The sequence below is a fragment of the Rhodomicrobium sp. R_RK_3 genome, assembly GCF_002198715.1.
Lineage (GTDB): Bacteria > Pseudomonadota > Alphaproteobacteria > Rhizobiales > Rhodomicrobiaceae > R-RK-3.
Window position 1 is genome coordinate 40,234 of sequence record NZ_MWLK01000031.1, and the last position, 15,841, is coordinate 56,074.

At 65.0% G+C, this 15,841-nt stretch carries 15 protein-coding genes and 1 pseudogene; 9 read left to right on the forward strand and 7 right to left on the reverse strand.

Features of this window, described 5'->3' with window-relative positions; genetic code table 11:
* Nucleotides 1-36 precede the first annotated feature (36 nt).
* Nucleotides 37-729, forward strand: coding sequence for a leucyl/phenylalanyl-tRNA--protein transferase (gene aat / locus BLEFHOIH_RS17980; RefSeq protein ID WP_088347407.1), 693 nt, complete (start codon nucleotides 37-39; stop codon nucleotides 727-729).
* Here aat and BLEFHOIH_RS17985 read toward each other — a convergent pair.
* The 3 genes and pseudogenes from BLEFHOIH_RS17985 to BLEFHOIH_RS17995 all read right to left on the reverse strand — a co-directional run.
* Nucleotides 681-1,046, reverse strand: a pseudogene (locus BLEFHOIH_RS17985) (DUF2155 domain-containing protein); the annotation flags it as partial. The gene aat and the pseudogene BLEFHOIH_RS17985 sit on opposite strands and share 49 nt — an antisense overlap.
* A 183-nt stretch (nucleotides 1,047-1,229) precedes the next feature.
* On the reverse strand, nucleotides 1,230-1,979 hold the full coding sequence (locus BLEFHOIH_RS17990; RefSeq protein WP_088347409.1) for an N-acetylmuramoyl-L-alanine amidase: 750 nt from the start codon (nucleotides 1,977-1,979) through the stop codon (nucleotides 1,230-1,232).
* Between the two features lie 104 nt (nucleotides 1,980-2,083).
* The gene (locus tag BLEFHOIH_RS17995) at nucleotides 2,084-2,812 is read right to left on the reverse strand and encodes a TerB family tellurite resistance protein (protein ID WP_088347410.1); all 729 of its coding nucleotides are present in this window, start codon (nucleotides 2,810-2,812) and stop codon (nucleotides 2,084-2,086) included.
* A gap of 105 nt (nucleotides 2,813-2,917) precedes the next feature.
* Here BLEFHOIH_RS17995 and BLEFHOIH_RS18000 point away from each other — a divergent pair, with 105 nt between their 5' ends.
* Nucleotides 2,918-3,850 carry a DMT family transporter gene (locus tag BLEFHOIH_RS18000; RefSeq protein WP_088347411.1) on the forward strand — a complete coding sequence of 311 codons (933 nt, stop codon included), beginning with the start codon at nucleotides 2,918-2,920 and terminating at the stop codon, nucleotides 3,848-3,850.
* Nucleotides 3,847-4,293, forward strand: coding sequence for a thioesterase family protein (locus BLEFHOIH_RS18005; protein WP_088347412.1), 447 nt, complete (start codon nucleotides 3,847-3,849; stop codon nucleotides 4,291-4,293). Before BLEFHOIH_RS18000 ends, BLEFHOIH_RS18005 begins: the two co-directional genes overlap by 4 nt.
* A 402-nt stretch (nucleotides 4,294-4,695) precedes the next feature.
* Here BLEFHOIH_RS18005 and BLEFHOIH_RS18010 read toward each other — a convergent pair whose 3' ends face one another.
* The gene (locus BLEFHOIH_RS18010) at nucleotides 4,696-5,325 is read right to left on the reverse strand and encodes a glutathione S-transferase family protein (protein WP_088347413.1); all 630 of its coding nucleotides are present in this window, start codon (nucleotides 5,323-5,325) and stop codon (nucleotides 4,696-4,698) included.
* Between the two features lie 171 nt (nucleotides 5,326-5,496).
* Nucleotides 5,497-6,126, reverse strand: a complete 630-nt coding sequence (locus tag BLEFHOIH_RS18015) for an invasion associated locus B family protein (RefSeq protein ID WP_245297083.1) — start codon at nucleotides 6,124-6,126, stop codon at nucleotides 5,497-5,499.
* 480 nt (nucleotides 6,127-6,606) lie between these two features.
* Here BLEFHOIH_RS18015 and BLEFHOIH_RS18020 point away from each other — a divergent pair, with 480 nt between their 5' ends.
* The 3 genes from BLEFHOIH_RS18020 (at nucleotide 6,607) to BLEFHOIH_RS18025 (ending at nucleotide 9,701) form a co-directional block, all read left to right on the forward strand.
* Nucleotides 6,607-8,436 carry an extracellular solute-binding protein gene (locus BLEFHOIH_RS18020; RefSeq protein ID WP_245297084.1) on the forward strand — a complete coding sequence of 610 codons (1,830 nt, stop codon included), beginning with the start codon at nucleotides 6,607-6,609 and terminating at the stop codon, nucleotides 8,434-8,436.
* Between the two features lie 143 nt (nucleotides 8,437-8,579).
* Complete coding sequence (locus BLEFHOIH_RS26820; protein WP_170937242.1) at nucleotides 8,580-8,756, forward strand: hypothetical protein; 177 nt, start codon at nucleotides 8,580-8,582, stop codon at nucleotides 8,754-8,756.
* A gap of 33 nt (nucleotides 8,757-8,789) precedes the next feature.
* Nucleotides 8,790-9,701, forward strand: coding sequence for a sugar phosphate isomerase/epimerase family protein (locus BLEFHOIH_RS18025; RefSeq protein ID WP_088347415.1), 912 nt, complete (start codon nucleotides 8,790-8,792; stop codon nucleotides 9,699-9,701).
* 57 nt (nucleotides 9,702-9,758) lie between these two features.
* On the opposite strand, the gene BLEFHOIH_RS18030 is transcribed toward BLEFHOIH_RS18025, so the two are convergent.
* Nucleotides 9,759-10,796, reverse strand: coding sequence for a DUF3616 domain-containing protein (locus BLEFHOIH_RS18030; protein ID WP_245297085.1), 1,038 nt, complete (start codon nucleotides 10,794-10,796; stop codon nucleotides 9,759-9,761).
* A 239-nt stretch (nucleotides 10,797-11,035) separates the two neighbouring features.
* On the opposite strand from BLEFHOIH_RS18030, the gene BLEFHOIH_RS18035 reads away from it, so the two are divergent.
* Nucleotides 11,036-12,259 carry a hypothetical protein gene (locus tag BLEFHOIH_RS18035; protein ID WP_125461777.1) on the forward strand — a complete coding sequence of 408 codons (1,224 nt, stop codon included), beginning with the start codon at nucleotides 11,036-11,038 and terminating at the stop codon, nucleotides 12,257-12,259.
* 250 nt (nucleotides 12,260-12,509) lie between these two features.
* On the forward strand, nucleotides 12,510-13,604 hold the full coding sequence (locus BLEFHOIH_RS18040; RefSeq protein WP_088347417.1) for a linear amide C-N hydrolase: 1,095 nt from the start codon (nucleotides 12,510-12,512) through the stop codon (nucleotides 13,602-13,604).
* A gap of 33 nt (nucleotides 13,605-13,637) precedes the next feature.
* Here BLEFHOIH_RS18040 and BLEFHOIH_RS18045 read toward each other — a convergent pair whose 3' ends face one another.
* A complete protein-coding gene (locus BLEFHOIH_RS18045; RefSeq protein ID WP_088347526.1) occupies nucleotides 13,638-14,276 on the reverse strand; it encodes a TetR/AcrR family transcriptional regulator in 639 nt (212 codons plus the stop codon).
* Nucleotides 14,277-14,328: 52 nt separating this feature from the next.
* On the opposite strand from BLEFHOIH_RS18045, the gene BLEFHOIH_RS18050 reads away from it, so the two are divergent.
* Complete coding sequence (locus BLEFHOIH_RS18050; RefSeq protein ID WP_125461778.1) at nucleotides 14,329-15,837, forward strand: FAD-dependent oxidoreductase; 1,509 nt, start codon at nucleotides 14,329-14,331, stop codon at nucleotides 15,835-15,837.
* Nucleotides 15,838-15,841: the final 4 nt, after the last annotated feature.

Here is a 15,841-nt window from a genome sequence, read left to right on the forward strand (position 1 = left end):
GCACAACCGCCGCCCGTTGCCGGATACCAGCCGAGCATGGGATCACCCGCTAATCTCACCATCGACATCACGCCGCAGGTGCTGCTGAAGGCCTATGGCTGCGGCATTTTCCCGATGGCCGAGAGCGCCAACGACCCCACGCTCTACTGGATCGAACCGGAAGAGCGCGGGATTTTGCCGCTGGATCAGGTGCGGGTGCCGAAACGCCTCGCCCGCACCATCCGGCAGGAAAAGTTCGAAATCCGTGTCGACAGCGATTTTGCCGGCGTCATCCAGGGCTGCGCCGCCTCGCGCGCCGGCCGCCGCACCACCTGGATCAACAAGCGCATCGCCGAGCTTTACGGCGAGCTGTTCAAAATGGGCTATTGCCACACCATCGAAGCCTGGCTCGACGGCCGGCTGGTGGGCGGCCTTTACGGCGTGCATCTGGGCGGGGCGTTTTTCGGCGAATCGATGTTTTCGACCGAGCGCGACGCCAGCAAGGTGGCGCTGGTCTATCTCGTCGCCCGGTTGAAATATGGCGGCTTCACCTTGCTCGACACGCAATTCGTCACCGAGCACCTGCGCCAGTTCGGCGCCCGCGAAATCTCACGCCCCGAATTTCACAAGCTGCTCGGCCCGGCCCTGCAGATTCACTCCGGCTTCCACGGATTGCCGCGCGGCTTGTCGCCTTCCGGCGTCTTGCAACTGGTCAGCCAGACATCGAAGCCGGGATGCTCGACGCCGTGAAGCCCAGGGCTTTCGGCGAACATCCAACCCGTAAAAATCCGCTTCTTGCTGTTGTCGAGCTGGGTCTCGTCCACTTCGACGAAGGCGGAGGTGAGCGGCTGCTCGGTCGAGGGCCGCGTGTAGCAGACGCGCGGCGTGATGGTCAGCGCCCCGAACTTGCCGGACCGGTCGATCGGCACCTCCAGCGGCGAGATCTGGGCCGTGACCTTGTCCAGGGCGGCGAACACGGCGATGGGGTTCTTGATCTTGTCCGCCTGAGCATGAAGCGGCCAGAGACCCGCGATCACCGCGCATAGGGTGAAAGTCTGCTTCAGCATCAAGCCTCGTCCCCGCTCTTTCTGTTCTGGACGCTGGCTACACTAGCGGGGTTTGCGGCCTCATCAAGCCATTTTCCGCCGCAGCCGCCAAGTCTTGGCAGCCGCGCCCCGGTTTGAACCGGCAAGCCACAGCTTGCCCCCCGGCATGGCCCGCAAATCGCCGTATCGGGCCTTGCGGCAGGCCTAAACCGCGAGCGCGCCGATCAAGCGATCCAGTGTCGCGATGGTGGAGCGGTCGGCGCGGCCGTCGATGCGGGCGGGGCGGAAATGGCGCTGGAAGGCGGCGACCACGATCTCGGTATCGGCGCAGAAGGCGCCGCTGACCGGAACCCCGTAGCCATAGGCGGCGAGCTGGCGCTGCATGCGCTCCACCTCGGGCGAGGCATCGCCGAGCCCGAGGCCGGCGTCGCCCTCGATGGGGGCCGGCTCGACCCAATGGCCGACGCCAGCCCGCGCCAGCCGCGCCCAGTCGAATTTCTCGCCGGGATCGGCCTTGCGGCGCGGGGCGATGTCGGAATGGGCGAGCACCAGAGGCGGCGCGATCTGGTGCCGGGTGATGATGTCGCGCGATAGCGCCTCGACGGCGCGCATCTGCACTTCGGGAAAATCCGGATAAGCGCCGGCATGGCCGGGATTGTGGATCTCGATGCCGATCGAGGCGGAGTTGATGTCGGTCTCGCCCGCCCAATAGGATTCGCCGGCGTGCCAGGCGCGCATATCCTCACGCACCATCTGGGTGATGCGGCCATCCTCGTCGATGAGGTAATGGCAGGAGACGCGCGATTCCGGCGCGGTGAGCCAGTAGAGCGCCCGCTCGGCCGACGCCATGCCGGTATAATGCAGGAGCAGGATGGTCGGCCGCATCCCGGCCCGGCGCGGCTCGAAATTCGCGGCCGGGCGCCAGCTCGCCTCAAGCGCCGTATCCAGATCCATCGCACTCTCTCCGGATGAAGATCCTGTCATGCTGGCGCCGCGAAGGCCCCGCGCGCTTGACATAATGGGAGCGCCGCGCGCGGGATCAAGATGTTCGTGCCCGGCTAGACCCGCGCCCCGACCAGGCGGGCCTTGCGGATTTCGTCATAGGCCTCGTTCATCGCCGCGATCTTCTTGTTGGCGATGTCGATCATCTCCTGCGGCAGGCCGCGCGCCATCAGCTTGTCGGGATGGTTCTGTACCATCAGCTTGCGGTAATGGCGATGCAGATCCTCATCCGAGATCGCCGGCTCGACGCCGAGCACCCGGTAGGGGCTGTCGCGCTCGGCGGCATAGTGGCGCGCCAGGATGGCGCGGAACTCGTCATCGCCGATGCCGAAATGGTGCGCGACGGTCGCCAGATAGTCGCGCTCGGTCGGCTGCAACACCCGGTCGGCCTCGGCGATATAGAACAGGCCCTCCAGAATATTGTGAAGCATTTCCGGATCGTCATGGAACAGGCGGGCGAGCTGCTTGGCGTAGGATTCGAAACCCGCCACGTCCTGCTTGGCAAGGTCGAAGACGCGCGCCACATTCTTGCGCTCGCTCTCGGGAACCCGGAAAACCTCTTTAAAGGCGTGCACTTCGTCCTTGGTGACATGGCCGTCGACCTTGGCCATTTTCGCGCCAAGTCCGATCACGCCAATGGTAAACGCGAGCTGCTTGTCCGGCGCCGCGGGCTCCGAGTCCCAATCGACGACGAGATGACCGGCAAGGCCGCCCAATACGGCGCCCAGCGGTCCACCAACGGCGAGCCCGGCGGCCGCACCTGCGAGTTTGCCCCATATCGACATACACACACCCTAAGTGATTTGGCAAAAAAGTGCTGGCAAAAAATGCCCAACTTCTTTTTAGCTAACGGGCTTTGCCGCGCATTTATAGGCATTTTTGGAGAGAATATGCAGCGTCACGTTGACCCCCCGGAGCGCGGCGCGGCCGTCGCGCGCGCGCCTTCCGAACTCAGCGGATTGCTGTCCGGATTGGTGGGCGTCGTGGCCTTCGGCCTGACGCTGCCGATGACCCATATCGCACTTGCCGGCTTCGACCGCTATTTTGTCGGCATCGGCAGGGCGATTCTAGCGGCGCTTCTGGCGGCGGTCGTGCTGATCGTCACGCGGCAGAAGCTGCCGCCGCGCAAATATTGGCGCGGGCTCGCCATCGTCAGCGGCTGCGTCGCCTTCGGCTTCCCGATCTTCGCCACCGCCGCGATGGAATATGCCAGCTCGGCCCATGGCGCCGTCATCCTCGCCATCCTGCCGCTGGCGACCGCCATGGCCGGCGCCGTGATGGCGGGCGAACGCCCCTCACTGGGCTTCTGGCTGGCGGGCGTCGCCGGGTCGCTGCTGGTGCTGGCCTTCGCCATCATCGAGGCGCATGGCTTCACGCTGGAACATGCCGATCTGCTGCTGGTCGGCTCGGTGATCTTCGCCGCTATCGGGTATGCCCAGAGCGGCATCCTGACCCGGGACCTCGGCGGCTGGCAGGTGATTTCCTGGGCCCTGGTCTTCGGGCTGCCGGGGCTGATCCTGTGTACCTGGCTGCTCACCGGACCGATCAATTGGCACGCCCCGCTGAGCGCCTGGCTCGCCTTCCTCTATGTCGCGCTGGTCAGCCAATATATCGGCTTCTTCTTCTGGAACCGCGGGCTGGCGCTTGCCGGTGTCGCCAAAACCGGGCAACTTCAGCTCCTGCAGCCCTTCGTGACGCTGGCCGGCTCGATGGCGCTGCTCGGGGAGGATGTCGGCCTTCGCCATGCGGGCTTCGCGCTCGCGGTGGTCGCCATCGTCACCATCGGCAGGCGATTGCGCGTGGAAAGGCCGACCGGCAGATGAGCGATGCAGCGTCCCGCAAACCCTTCGGCCGGCGCGGCGATTACCGGCTTTTGCTGCCGATCACCACGCGCTGGATGGACAACGACCTTTACGGCCACCTCAACAATGTCGTCTATTATTCCTTCTTCGACACGGTGGTGAACCGCTTCCTGATCGAGGGCGGTTTCCTCGACCTGGAGACCAGCCCCGTCATCGGGCTGGTGGTCGAAACCGGCTGCCGCTATGCCAAGCCGCTGGCCTTCCCGGATACGGTCACGGCGGGCCTCCGGGTCGCGCATATGGGGAAGAGTTCGGTGCGCTACGAGGTCGGCCTGTTCCGGGGCGCGGAGGACGACGCCGCCGCCGAGGGGCATTTCATCCACGTCTATGTCGAGCGCGCCTCACGCCGCCCGACGCCGCTCCCCGACGCACTCAGGGCACTGCTCGCGACGATCGCGGCATAGGGCGGTTGTCGCGAGGCATTGCCCGGCCTTCCAAACCGCCGCAGTTTTCCCTCTCCCATGGGAGACATTTGCGTATCGACGGTCCTCTCCCGTCGTCCCGGACGGCCGTCAGGCCGAGCCGGGACCCAATCATATTTCCGCTATTGCTGCGGCAAGTGGAGAGGCGAGTGGGNTGGGCCCCGGCTCTAACGGCCGGGGCGAAGGAATCGAAGTTTTGCAAAGGTCTTCATGGGGAAAGGGTGGCGCGCGTCCGCGCGCCGGGTGAGGGGGGAATGCCTATCCGTGTGGCGACGCCCTGACCTACGGATAGGGATTACCCCCTCACCCTAGCCCTCTCCCCGTGGGAGAGGGGACTCGGCTGCGGTTTGCGGTAGGCCCTACGGCCCCCACCCACCGCCCCCGCTAGGCGGCCTGCGCCGCGGCCAATTCCTCGTCGCGGGCGTTGATGCGCTGCAATGCGGGCCGCGCTTCAAGGCGCTCGGCATAGGCCGTAAATTCCGGGCGCTTGGGGATGATGCCGAACATCATGCCGTAGCGCAGGGTCGAGCCCATCGAAATGTCGGCGGCGCTGAACCGGTCGCCCAGCAGATAGGGGCCGCGCGAAAGGGCGCCGCTGACCGTATCCATGACGGTGTCGAAATCGCCATAGCCGACGCTGCTGGCGGGCGCCGGATCGCGCTTGTAGGCCCTGTCGGTCATGGCCGGCTCGATGCAGCCCGGCCCGAAGAACAGCCAGCGCAGATAGGCGCCGCGCCTGGGGTCGCCGATGGCCGGGGCGAGGCCCGCTTCGGGAAAGGCGTCGGCGAGATAGCAGCAGATGGCGGCGCATTCGGTGACCACCGTGCCGCCATGATTGATGGCGGGGACCTTGCCCATCGGATTGACCGCGAGATAGCCGGGCGATTTCTGCTCGCCGGTCTTGATGTTCAGCAACTCCATGCGGTAGGGGACGGCGAGTTCTTCAAGCATCCACAAGACGACGCCGGCACGGCTGCGCGGCGCATGGTAGAAGACGAGATCCAGCTCGGCCATTCTTGTTTCCTCCTTCTAGAGCCTTTGGCTCTACCCAGTCATGTCATCGTCCTTACCCCGAATTCGGTTCCAACCTTTCAGCCCGGGGCCGGTCATTGCGGAACATACGCCAAAACGACAAAGGCCGGCCACCTTTCGGCAACCGGCCCAAATCCGTCAAACGAAAAGGTTTTACTGCTTTTTGGTTTCCGGCTGCTTCGCGCCGTCTTCCTTCGCCTTGTCGGCGAGTTCCTTCTGGCGCTTGTAGATGGCGACCATCAGGCGCTTGCGGGCTTCCTTGTACTTCTCATTGTCGACCGGCTTGCCGGCATAGGCCTTGTCGAAGCCGGTGAGCGGGACGGGGAAGCCGATGGCCTTGCCGGCGAGGTTGATCGCGGCGACCACGACCTGCTTGCCCTTGTTCATCTCGTCGATGATCTTGGCGCTTGCCTCGCCTTCGGCGGTGCAGCCGGCGGCATGGCAGAGCGTGAATTGCAGCTTCACCGGCTCGTTCTCGTCGACCTTCACCTGCACGCCCGGCGGCAGCGCCATGCCGAGCGGCACCATGACCATGAGGGCCTTCTTATCCTGGCCTTCCACTTCGCGGATGGCGGCGGAGACGAGGACCATGCCGGTGTTGCCGTCCAGGCGCTCATGATGCGTCAGGCAGACATTCAGCTCTTTCTTCGGATCGGTGAGGTTGGGAGCCTTTTCGCAAAGCTTGACCCAGGCGCTCTGCGCCTCGCCGGCAGGCGCTTCCTTGCCCGCGGGAGCGGCGGCAGCGGCCGGCTTGGCGGCCGGTGCCTTCTTGTCCTGAGCCACGGCGGGCGATATCGCAAAGCCCGCAACGAGCGCCAGCGCCAAGGTCAAAAGACCAGCGCGCGCGGCGACTCCCCTTTTTTCTTTAACTCTCTCTGCATACATAATCGTTTGACCTTTCACTTCGCATGCGGGCGTAAGTTGTCTTTCGAAGTCTGACAGTTTCCAAACCCCCGGCAGGTCATTACGGAATTCATTCGCTTCCGCGCTCCCCAAAACCCTCGGCTTGGCGATCTCTACCCGGCGTGGAACCATTCAAATAAGGCAATCCCATGACAGGTTTGCCTTGGAACGGTCCTGCTCCACAACTCCGTTGTGAGCGATCGACCAGCGGAATGCCCCCGCCCTGGACGGCCTTTCATAGCACGCTCGCAAAGGAAGGCGAGAGCAAAGGGGCATCAGTAAGACAGTTTTCACACCGAGAAAATGTGCTATGCGGTTGGCATTAGCGCGACCGGCTTCAACCGAACAAGTACGAGAGCCATGAAGACCGCATCCGCCCGGGCGATCCGATGGACGATCGCCGCCCTTGCGTTCCTGATTTCCCCGATCTGCGCCGCCGCCGAGCCGCGCCACGGCATCGCCATGCACGGCGAGCCGAAATATCCCTCCAATTTTACCCAGTTCGATTATGTCAACCCGAATGCGCCGAAATCGGGGCGGGCGACATTTGGCGTTCTAGGTTCGTTCGATAATCTCAACCCTTTCATCGTCAAGGGAAATACTGCGCCGGGAATGCGCGAATACGTCTTCGAGAGCCTGATGGCCCGCTCGCAGGACGAGCCGTTCACGCTCTACGGTTTGCTGGCCGAGAGCATCGACGTGCCGGACGACCGTTCCTCGGTCACCTTTACCCTGCGCCCCGAGGCGCGCTTTTCCGACGGCCAGCCGGTCACCGTCGACGATGTAATTTTCTCGCTCGAATTGCTGCGCGAAAAGGGCCGCCCCAACCATCGCAGCTTCTATTCGAAGGTCGGCACGATCGAGCGCGTCGGCGAGCGCGGCGTCAAGCTGAGCTTCAAGGATGGCGGCGACCGCGAAATGCCGCTGATCATGGGGCTGATGCCGGTGCTGCCGAAGCACCTGATCGATCCGGACCGCTTCGAGGCGACAAGCTTTGCCCTGCCGGTCGGCAGCGGGCCGTATCTGGCGACCTCGGTCAATCCCGGCTCCAGCCTGGTGCTGAAGCGCGACCCGAACTATTGGGGCCGCGACCTGCCGGTCAATCGCGGCAGCTACAATTTCGACGAGATCCGCTACGAGTTCTACCGCGACGCCAATTCCAAGTTCGAGGCGTTCAAGAAGGGCCTGTTCCTCATCAACGGCGAAGGCGATCCGGGCCGCTGGGCGCGCGAATATGATTTCCCCGCCGTGCTCGACGGCCGCGTCGTCAAGCAGGATTTCCACACCGGCACGCCGTCGGGCATGTCGGGCCTCGCCTTCAACACGCGCCGCCCGCTCTTCGCCGACCGCCGTGTGCGCGAGGCGCTGATCCTGCTGTTCGATTTCGAGTGGCAGAACAAGAACCTCTATCACGGGCTCTACACCCGCATTCAGAGCTATTTCGACGGCTCGGAACTCTCCTCGCATGGCCGCCCCGCCAATGCCCGCGAGCGCGAATTGCTGGCGCCCTTCCCCGATGCCGTCACCCCCGAGGCGATGGAGGGCACGCTCACCCAGCCCGTCACCGACGGCTCGGGTCGCGACCGGGACAATCTGCGCAAGGCGCTGCAACTCCTGAAGGCCGCCGGCTATGAGCTGAACGCCGCCGGCAAGATGGCGAACAAGGCGACCGGCCAGCCCTTCAGCTTCGAGACGCTGGCGGCGACGCGCGACCAGGAGCGGCTGTTCCTCACCTATGCCGAGAACCTGCGCAAGGCGGGCATCGAGATCAGCATCCGCCAGATCGACTCGGCGCAGTACCAGAGCCGCAAGACCAATTTCGATTTCGACGTCATCCAGAACGGCTGGGGCGCGTCGCTGTCGCCCGGCAATGAGCAATTGTTCCGCTGGTCCTCGCAATCGGCCGACACCGATGGCAGCTTCAACTATCCCGGCGTGAAAAGCCCCGCCGCGGACGCCATGATCGCGGCCATGCTCGCCGCCACCGACCGCGAGGATTTCGTCTCCGCCGTGCGCGCCCTCGACCGCGTGCTGATGAGCGGCGACTATGCCGTGCCGCTGTTCCGGCTGCCGGCGCAATGGGTGGCCTATTGGTCCGTGCTGCATCACCCGGACGCAACGCCGCTCTATGGCTACCAGATCGACACATGGTGGATCGACCCCTCCGCGCGGGCCGACGCGCAGCGGTGATTCGGCCGCGCATTGCCGGCAACGCATTGGGATCGCTCGCGATCCTTCTCCTTCCATGATGCCGGCGCTGGCGGTATGATCCCCCGCATCATCGCCGGGAAAAGGGGAGCGGCCCGGCGAATCGAAATCAGGGGGATCACCGCATGCGACTTACGCCGCCGACCACAATGACTCTGTTCGTCTCGATCCTGTTGGCCATTCTGGCCATTGTCGGCCAGTTCGTGACCGTCGTGTCGAACTACATCCCGGTCAGCATGTTCTGGGTGGCGATCATCGCCTATCTGGTGCTGCTGCTCGGCAATCTCGTGCGCGGTTTCTGACGGCGGACGGACGCAAAACCAACGAGGCCGGACATGCCAGCGCGCCATTACAGCATCGGTTACTCACTGCCGAATGTGGATGATTACGCGCTGGAAAAACTCGGTCCCGCGCTCGAGGAGGCGGAGCGTTACGGCGTCGATTATGTCGAGATCCCGCTCTATGCCACCGATGTCGTCGCCAATGGCCGCGTGCTGCCGGAGCGATTGCGCGCGGTCAAGGCGCTCACCGGCGGCCGCCCGTTCGGCTATACAATGCATGGCCCGCTCGGCCTCGACCTGATGGAGCGCGGCGCGATGGAAGCCATGCACCGGCAGGTGCTGAAGGCGCATCTCGACGTCACCGCGGAACTCGGCGGCGCGCATCTCGTCGCCCATTCCGGCCGCTTTGCCGAGGCGGACGGCGACAGCCCGGCGGACGCGCTCGCCCGCCAGCGCGACGCCCTCGCCGATATCGCCGATGAGGCGCAGGCGCGCGGCATTACCATCGCGGTCGAGAATCTGTTCGCCTCGCGGCCCGGCCTGGAGCCGCTGCTACCGTCGGAGCTTGCCGCCGAGATCGCCAAGATCGGCCATCCGGCGATCCGCGCCTGCCTCGATTTTTCGCACGGGTACCTGGAGAGCACGCGGCGCGGCGCCGATTTCGTGACCGAGGCGGCGGCGCTGGCGCCATTTGCCAAGCATTTGCACGTACATGATTCTTTCGGCAAGCTCGGGGCATTCTTCCCCCACCGCGCCGAGCGTCTGGCCTATGGCATCGGCGATCTGCATTTGCCCTTCGGCCTCGGCTCCATCCCATGGGACGAACTGATGTCCCGCCTTGCCTTCCCCAGCGACCCTATCTTCATCTACGAACTCGCGCCGCCCTATTGGAGCGACCTGCCCTTCTGCCTCGAAAAGCTGCGCGAGCTTGCCGCCCGCGCCAATATCGGCGCGGCGCAGGGGTAGCGCTCAGCCGTCATCCCGGACACCGCGCAGCGGTGAGCCGGGCCGACGGATAGGTTTCTATCGCTGCGGCAGCGGAAAGCGCAGCTCCACCGGGGCGCCGTTTTTCAGGCCGTCGAACAGCACCAGCAGGCGGAGCGTCCCGCCATCCGCGCCGAGCACGGTCATCGCCTCGGCCTTGGCCGGATCGCCGTCCTCATCCTCGACCGCATCCAGTTCGCCGATCGGGATCAGCGTGCCGGTCGGCCCGGCAACGAACACCTTGAACGGCAATGGCTGCTCCTGCGCCGGTCCGGCGAGCACGACGAGGCGGCCGTCCGGCAGTTGCGCAAGGTCGCGAATTCCCATGCTTTCGCCGAGCGAGAGCGGCGTCACCTCGGGCGTGCCTTCGGCGGGCGCGTGGCCCGGCGCGAACAGCGCCGCCAGATCGGCGCCGACGAGATAGGCTTTGCCGTCGAGCGATGGCGCGCGCAGACCCGCGAGCAGCCGCTTGCCGTCGACGGCGACCCCTTCGACATTCAACCCGTTCTCCTCCGCGTCCAGCAGCTTGCCGAAAAACGGCGCGACCGGCTCGGCTTGGCGCAGGAGATCGGACAGCCGGTAGGTCAGCTCCACCGCCTCGGGCCATCGCGCCTCCGGCAAAATCTTGCCGTCCGCATCGACCGGGCGTCCGTCATCATCCACCTTGACGCGCCCCACCAGGAAGGACGACAGCGCGAAATCGCCGCTCTTGCGGGCGCGGCCGTGCGAGCCGGCGATGTAGAAATAGGGCGCGGCATAGGCCACCCCCTCGCCGTCGAATTCGCCGAATTCGGCGTCTTCGGCACCCTCCAGCTCCGGCCGGACACCCAAAAATCCCTCATGCGCCTCATCGCCGATCAGCTCGAGCACCGGGCCGGGCGTGATGGTCTTGCCCTTCAGCGTCGCGAATTGCGCCCGGCCGCTCTCGTCATTGACGAACAGGCACACGCGGCTGCCGTCGGCGCGGGGCGGCATGCAGGCGACGCCGCTCAAATCCTTCGCCGCCTTGCCCGGCTTCTTGCCGACGAACTGGCCGTCGACCTTGTATGCGATCTGCTCCTTAGGACTGGCGCTCACGCAAAACCCTCCGGCGATGATGGCAGCGGACATAGCGGCCGCGGCGATGGTGAAATTTCCGATCATGGCGGCGATTATGCGCCAGACCAAAGCTGCTCACCTAGTGGAAACCCCATTCGGCGATAGTTCGGGAGGGAACCGCGCGCCGTGGTCTTAATTCAGCTCTTTGCGTGACCGACTGTCCCGCCGGGCCGAATTGCGCTAACAAGCGATCGCCGCCGTCGAAAAGGAGAATGCCGATGCCACGCTTGAAAGCCGCATTCCTCGCCCTGGCGCTCACGGCCGGCAGCCTCGTCCCCCTCGCCGCCCAGGCGCAGGAAAGCTTCGCCGAGAAGCAGCGCGTCATTGCCGGGCTCATCAACGAAGCGCTGATCCCGTCGCGGCTGCCGGAAGTTTACGCCGATTTGCGCCGCTCCGTGCGCGAGGTCTACCTGCCCCTGATGCGCGACGAACTCGTCAACGGCATCCCCGGACGCCCGGCGCCCGAGCCCGAATTTGCCGACCAGCTCGCGAAAATGGCGACCTTCCTCGACTATTCGCTGCGCGCCAGCGACGAGCTTGCCCCGGTGCTCGAGGCGAGGCGCGACGAGATCGTCGGCGATATCGCCGGGCTGCAGGCCAAATATCTGACCGGCCCCGAGATCAAGGCCATGCGCGAACTGCTCGACATGCCGGCGATGCGCAAGGTGTTCAACACCGTCTATGCCGCCTCGCGTCTCTTCACCAACTACTCCTATGAGGAGGTGCGCAGCTATTACGCGCTGTCGGTGTGGATGAAGGAGCTGACATTCGACATGGAGAACAACCCGCTCACGCAGCCGAACGCTCCTACGCCCTCGCCCGCCAAGATCGCCAAGGCGCAGGCGGTGATGACCGATCTGCTGCGTGTCTCGCGGCTCGACGACATGGTCGCCGACCTCTCCCGCTTCGCCAAGGAGGTGCAGGCGACCAAGTCGCTAGTCCCCGAATCCGAGCGCGAGGGCGTGCGCGAGAATGTCGAGCAATTCGAGTTCTTCTACAATTTGCAGAAGTCGATCGTGCTGGCGGCCGGCCCCTCGATCCTGGCCGCCTCGCTCACCGAGGACCAGCTCGCCAAGCTGCATCTGCTGGTGTTGTCGCCGGTGTTTTCCAAGTCCTTCGGGATGCTGCATGAGGTGGTGCGCTCGGCGACGTCGTTCACCGGGCAGGATCTGGACGCTCTGGAGCGCTTCAAGACCGACGCCGAGAAGAACAAGCTCTTCCCCGACCGCAGCCCCGAGGTCGAAGCGCAATTCGAGGCCGACGCCAAGGCGCTGGGCGAGAAATGGCGCGACCAGTTGCTGGCGAGCCTCAAGCCGGAAACCCGCGCCGGGCTGGAGCGGTCATTCGAGGCGCTGGAGGCGATGAAGGAGAAGGCGCCGAAGCGCACCGTGCCGAGGGAGAAGGTACATGATGAACCGGCGGAGGGGCAGCGGCAGTTGTAGGCGGGGCTCCAGTCCCGACTGCATTCTCTTAATCACAGCAGATGCTGCAATTCGCGCTGTATTTATTAATCGGGGCGCTAGTATTTTATATTTGCTTTGCAGAAATGATTTGCAACGATAGATGATAGCTTCCGCAATAGTGGATACTCCCTCCAATTAGGTCTATCCGTTGATCCCTGCCTGCGCGGACTGCCAGCGCGGGCATGGCTGTTTGGCGGCCCAGCGTTGGCCGGATCACCGGAGCGACATCATGAAGATCAACGCCTCGAAACTCGCCGCCATCGCCGCCCCGCTTCTCGGCCTCTTCGCCCTCGCCGACCCGGCCAACGCCTGCACCCGCGCGCTCTATACCGGCTCGGACGGCACCGTCATCACCGGGCGGACGCTGGACTGGATGGAGGACATGTCGTCCAATCTCTGGGCGTTTCCGGCGGGGATCGCGCGCGACGGCGCGGCCGGGCCGAATTCCATCAAATGGACAGCCAAATATGGCAGCGTCGTCACCTCGGGCTATGAGGCGGGCAGCGCCGACGGCATGAACGAGAAGGGCCTCGTCGCCAATCTGCTCTATCTGGTCGAGTCCGAGTACGGCAAGGCCGATGCGGCAAAGCCCAATCTCTCCATCGTCGCCTGGCCGCAATATGTGCTCGACAATTTCGCCAGCGTCGACGAGGCGGTCACGGCGCTCAAGGCCGAGCCCTTCAACATGCTGGCCCCGGCCCTGCCGAACGGTTCAGCCTCGGCGCTGCACCTCGCCATCTCAGACGGCACCGGCGACAGCGCCATCTTCGAATATGTCGCCGGCAAGCTGGTCATCCATCACGGCAAGCAATTTACGGTGATGACGAACTCGCCGACCTACGACCAGCAGCTCGCCCTCAACAGCTATTGGGAGTCGGTCGGCGGCACGGCCTTCCTGCCCGGCACCAGCCGCGCGGCGGACCGGTTTGCGCGGACCTCGTTCTACCTGCCCTTGCTGCCGAAGCAGGCCGACAAGAGTTTTATCGCCGGCGTGCCGCAGCAATCCTTCGCCTTCCAGGCGGTGGCGAGCGTGCTCAGCCTCACCCGCTCCGTCAGCGTGCCGCTCGGCATCACCACGCCGAACCAGCCCAACATTGCCTCGACCATCTGGCGCACGGTGTCGGACCAGAAGAACCTCATCTATTATTTCGACTCCGCTACGCGCCCGAACACTTTCTGGGTGTCGATCGAGAGACTCAACCTGCTGCCCGGCTCGCCGGTGCAGAAGCTGACGATCCAGAATGGCGAAGTCTTCTCCGGCGAGGTCGCCGAGAAATTTCAGCCGGCCGAGCCGTTCAAGTTTTTGCAGGCGTCGATTTATTAGTTCGGCTCGGATGAGGACCATCCCCACAATCGCTCAGGCGTAGGGCGTATCTGCCATGGCGGCTTTCACGCCGATGGTTCCCTTATCGACGAGAGCGAGAAAGGCCGCTTGCGCCGCCTCCGAGTCTCGGCACTCCCGATAAGTCCGGTGACCCTGGATGAAAGCCACGGTCCAGGTCGCCAGGAGCAGACCGGCGGCCAGATGCGCGTCGGGATCGCCGGGTTCCCGCCCCGCGCTTTCGGCCAGCGCTGCGGTTACGGCTTGCACGAGTTCGCCCTGGATCGCCCTCGCCCGGGCCTTGAGGGTTTCGCTGGCCTCGATCGTCTCGATATAGGCCCGGCTCCCGGCAAAAAACCGCAGGACGGGGCTCCGCTCCGCGACGAGCCGGTGGGCGAGCAGGCGTAACGCCTCGACTGGCGCGATGCCGGCTTGCCGCTGCCGCAAGGCCTCGCGCAGGATCTCGCGGCCCTCCGCGTCGCGGTCGAAGAACATATCCTCCTTGCGGGGAAAGTGATTGAACACCGTCATCCGGCCGACATCGGCGGCCGCCGCGATCTCATCCACCGTCACCTGATCGAACCCCCGCTCGAGGAAGAGGCGCGTGGCGGCATCGGAGATGGCTTGCCGCGTCGCAAGGCGCTTACGGGATCGGCGGTCGGGGGGCATTGACATAGCGCCCTTCATAGCAGAGTTTATGTACTGAGTACATATTAGGATTCAGTACATGGATACGGTTGATGTTGTCATTGTGGGCGCTGGGCCGGTCGGCCTCCTGACCGCTATAGAGCTGGTCCTGGGCGGGGCCAGCGTACTTGTGCTGGAGCGTCTCGCCGAACCGAGCACGGCCATGAAGGCGTTGGGGATCGGGCCTCTCGGCAGGGAAGCCTTGCAGCGTCGCGGGATGAATGCGGCCATGGCCGAGGCTGAGGCGCGCAGCGTCGCGGCGATCCGGGCCTCCACGGAGCGAAACGGCCCGGACATCCGCGCGGGAGGCTCGAATTTCAGCGGCCATTTCGCCGGACTGCCGCTTATCCGCAAGGACGCCCAGCAAGACCCGGAACGGCGCGTTCGCCTGATGGATCAGCAGGCCGTTGAAGCCATGCTGGCCGACCGGGCGCACGATCTCGGCATCGAGCTGCGCCGCGCGTGCGACGTCACACGCTTTGTCCAGCGAGCGGATGGCGTCGAGGTGGAATGGACGTCTCCGGTCGGTGAAGGCCGTATCCGCTGCTCCTACCTGGTCGCCTGCGACGGAGGGCGCAGCACGACCCGCAAGATGGCGGGCATCGCGTTCCCTGGCACGCCCCCCACCACGACAATGTACCAGGCCATCGTCGAGTTCGACGATACGGAACCCCGGCTCGCCGCCGGCTGGCGCCGCACATCGGGCGGCATGCTGTCCTACGGGCCGTTTCCCGGCCGGCTGTTCATGCTGGACTTCAGCGGCCCGCCGGCGGACCCGCTAGCTCCGGTCACGCGCGAGGAAATCGAGGCCGTGCTCCGGCGCATCACCGGCACGGAGAGCCGGGTGACGGCGCTTCACAGCGGAAGCCGATGGACGGACAACACGCGGCTGGCCGACACCTATCGCCAAGGCAGGGTGCTGCTTGCCGGCGATGCCGCGCATGTTCATTCGCCGTTCGGCGGCCAGGGCCTCAATCTCGGCCTCGCGGACGCCGCCAATCTGGGCTGGAAGCTCGCCGCCATCATTCGCGGCGAGATGCCAGAAAGCCTGCTCGACAGCTATACGAGCGAGCGGCGGCCGGTCGCCGAAGCCGTTCTCGCCAATACCCGCGCCCAACTCGCCATCATGCGTCCCGATCCGCAAGCTGGCGCGATGCGCGATATCGTGGCGAGCCTCATGCAATTCGACAACGTCAACCGCTTCTTCGGCGAGATGATGAGCGGCCTTTCCACCCGCTACGACCTCGGCTCGGAGCGCGACGAGGTCGGTCGGCTGATCGGCGACAGGCCGCTCGGCCAGGGCAATACGGGCGTCTCGCTCTACGATGTCATGCAGGATGGCATGGGCGTTCTGATCGATGCCTCGCGCGAGGGGGAGGCCGCCAGGATCGTCGCGGCCGCCACGCCGAGGATCCGCTGCGTCAACGCTGCGACCGGACCGTCAATGCTGATCCGTCCCGATGCCTGCGTTGCCTGGGCCGGCGACGGAAACAGCACCGCCGGGCTGGAGGACGCGCTTCGCCGCTGGTTCAACCCCAACATTGGATGACGGG

What these genes read in the sequence shown, in the direction of transcription:
- BLEFHOIH_RS18005 (WP_088347412.1), top strand. Translation starts at nt 3,847, where the DNA reads ATGAGCGATGCAGCGTCCCGCAAACCCTTCGGCCGGCGCGGCGATTAC.
- BLEFHOIH_RS18035 (WP_125461777.1), top strand. Translation starts at nt 11,036, where the DNA reads ATGCCACGCTTGAAAGCCGCATTCCTCGCCCTGGCGCTCACGGCCGGC.
- BLEFHOIH_RS18010 (WP_088347413.1), bottom strand. Translation starts at nt 5,325, where the DNA reads ATGGCCGAGCTGGATCTCGTCTTCTACCATGCGCCGCGCAGCCGTGCC.
- BLEFHOIH_RS17995 (WP_088347410.1), bottom strand. Translation starts at nt 2,812, where the DNA reads ATGTCGATATGGGGCAAACTCGCAGGTGCGGCCGCCGGGCTCGCCGTT.
- BLEFHOIH_RS18025 (WP_088347415.1), top strand. Translation starts at nt 8,790, where the DNA reads ATGCCAGCGCGCCATTACAGCATCGGTTACTCACTGCCGAATGTGGAT.
- BLEFHOIH_RS18040 (WP_088347417.1), top strand. Translation starts at nt 12,510, where the DNA reads ATGAAGATCAACGCCTCGAAACTCGCCGCCATCGCCGCCCCGCTTCTC.
- BLEFHOIH_RS18000 (WP_088347411.1), top strand. Translation starts at nt 2,918, where the DNA reads ATGCAGCGTCACGTTGACCCCCCGGAGCGCGGCGCGGCCGTCGCGCGC.
- BLEFHOIH_RS18050 (WP_125461778.1), top strand. Translation starts at nt 14,329, where the DNA reads ATGGATACGGTTGATGTTGTCATTGTGGGCGCTGGGCCGGTCGGCCTC.
- BLEFHOIH_RS26820 (WP_170937242.1), top strand. Translation starts at nt 8,580, where the DNA reads ATGCGACTTACGCCGCCGACCACAATGACTCTGTTCGTCTCGATCCTG.
- BLEFHOIH_RS17990 (WP_088347409.1), bottom strand. Translation starts at nt 1,979, where the DNA reads ATGGATCTGGATACGGCGCTTGAGGCGAGCTGGCGCCCGGCCGCGAAT.
- BLEFHOIH_RS18045 (WP_088347526.1), bottom strand. Translation starts at nt 14,276, where the DNA reads ATGTCAATGCCCCCCGACCGCCGATCCCGTAAGCGCCTTGCGACGCGG.
- BLEFHOIH_RS18020 (WP_245297084.1), top strand. Translation starts at nt 6,607, where the DNA reads ATGAAGACCGCATCCGCCCGGGCGATCCGATGGACGATCGCCGCCCTT.
- aat (WP_088347407.1), top strand. Translation starts at nt 37, where the DNA reads ATGGGATCACCCGCTAATCTCACCATCGACATCACGCCGCAGGTGCTG.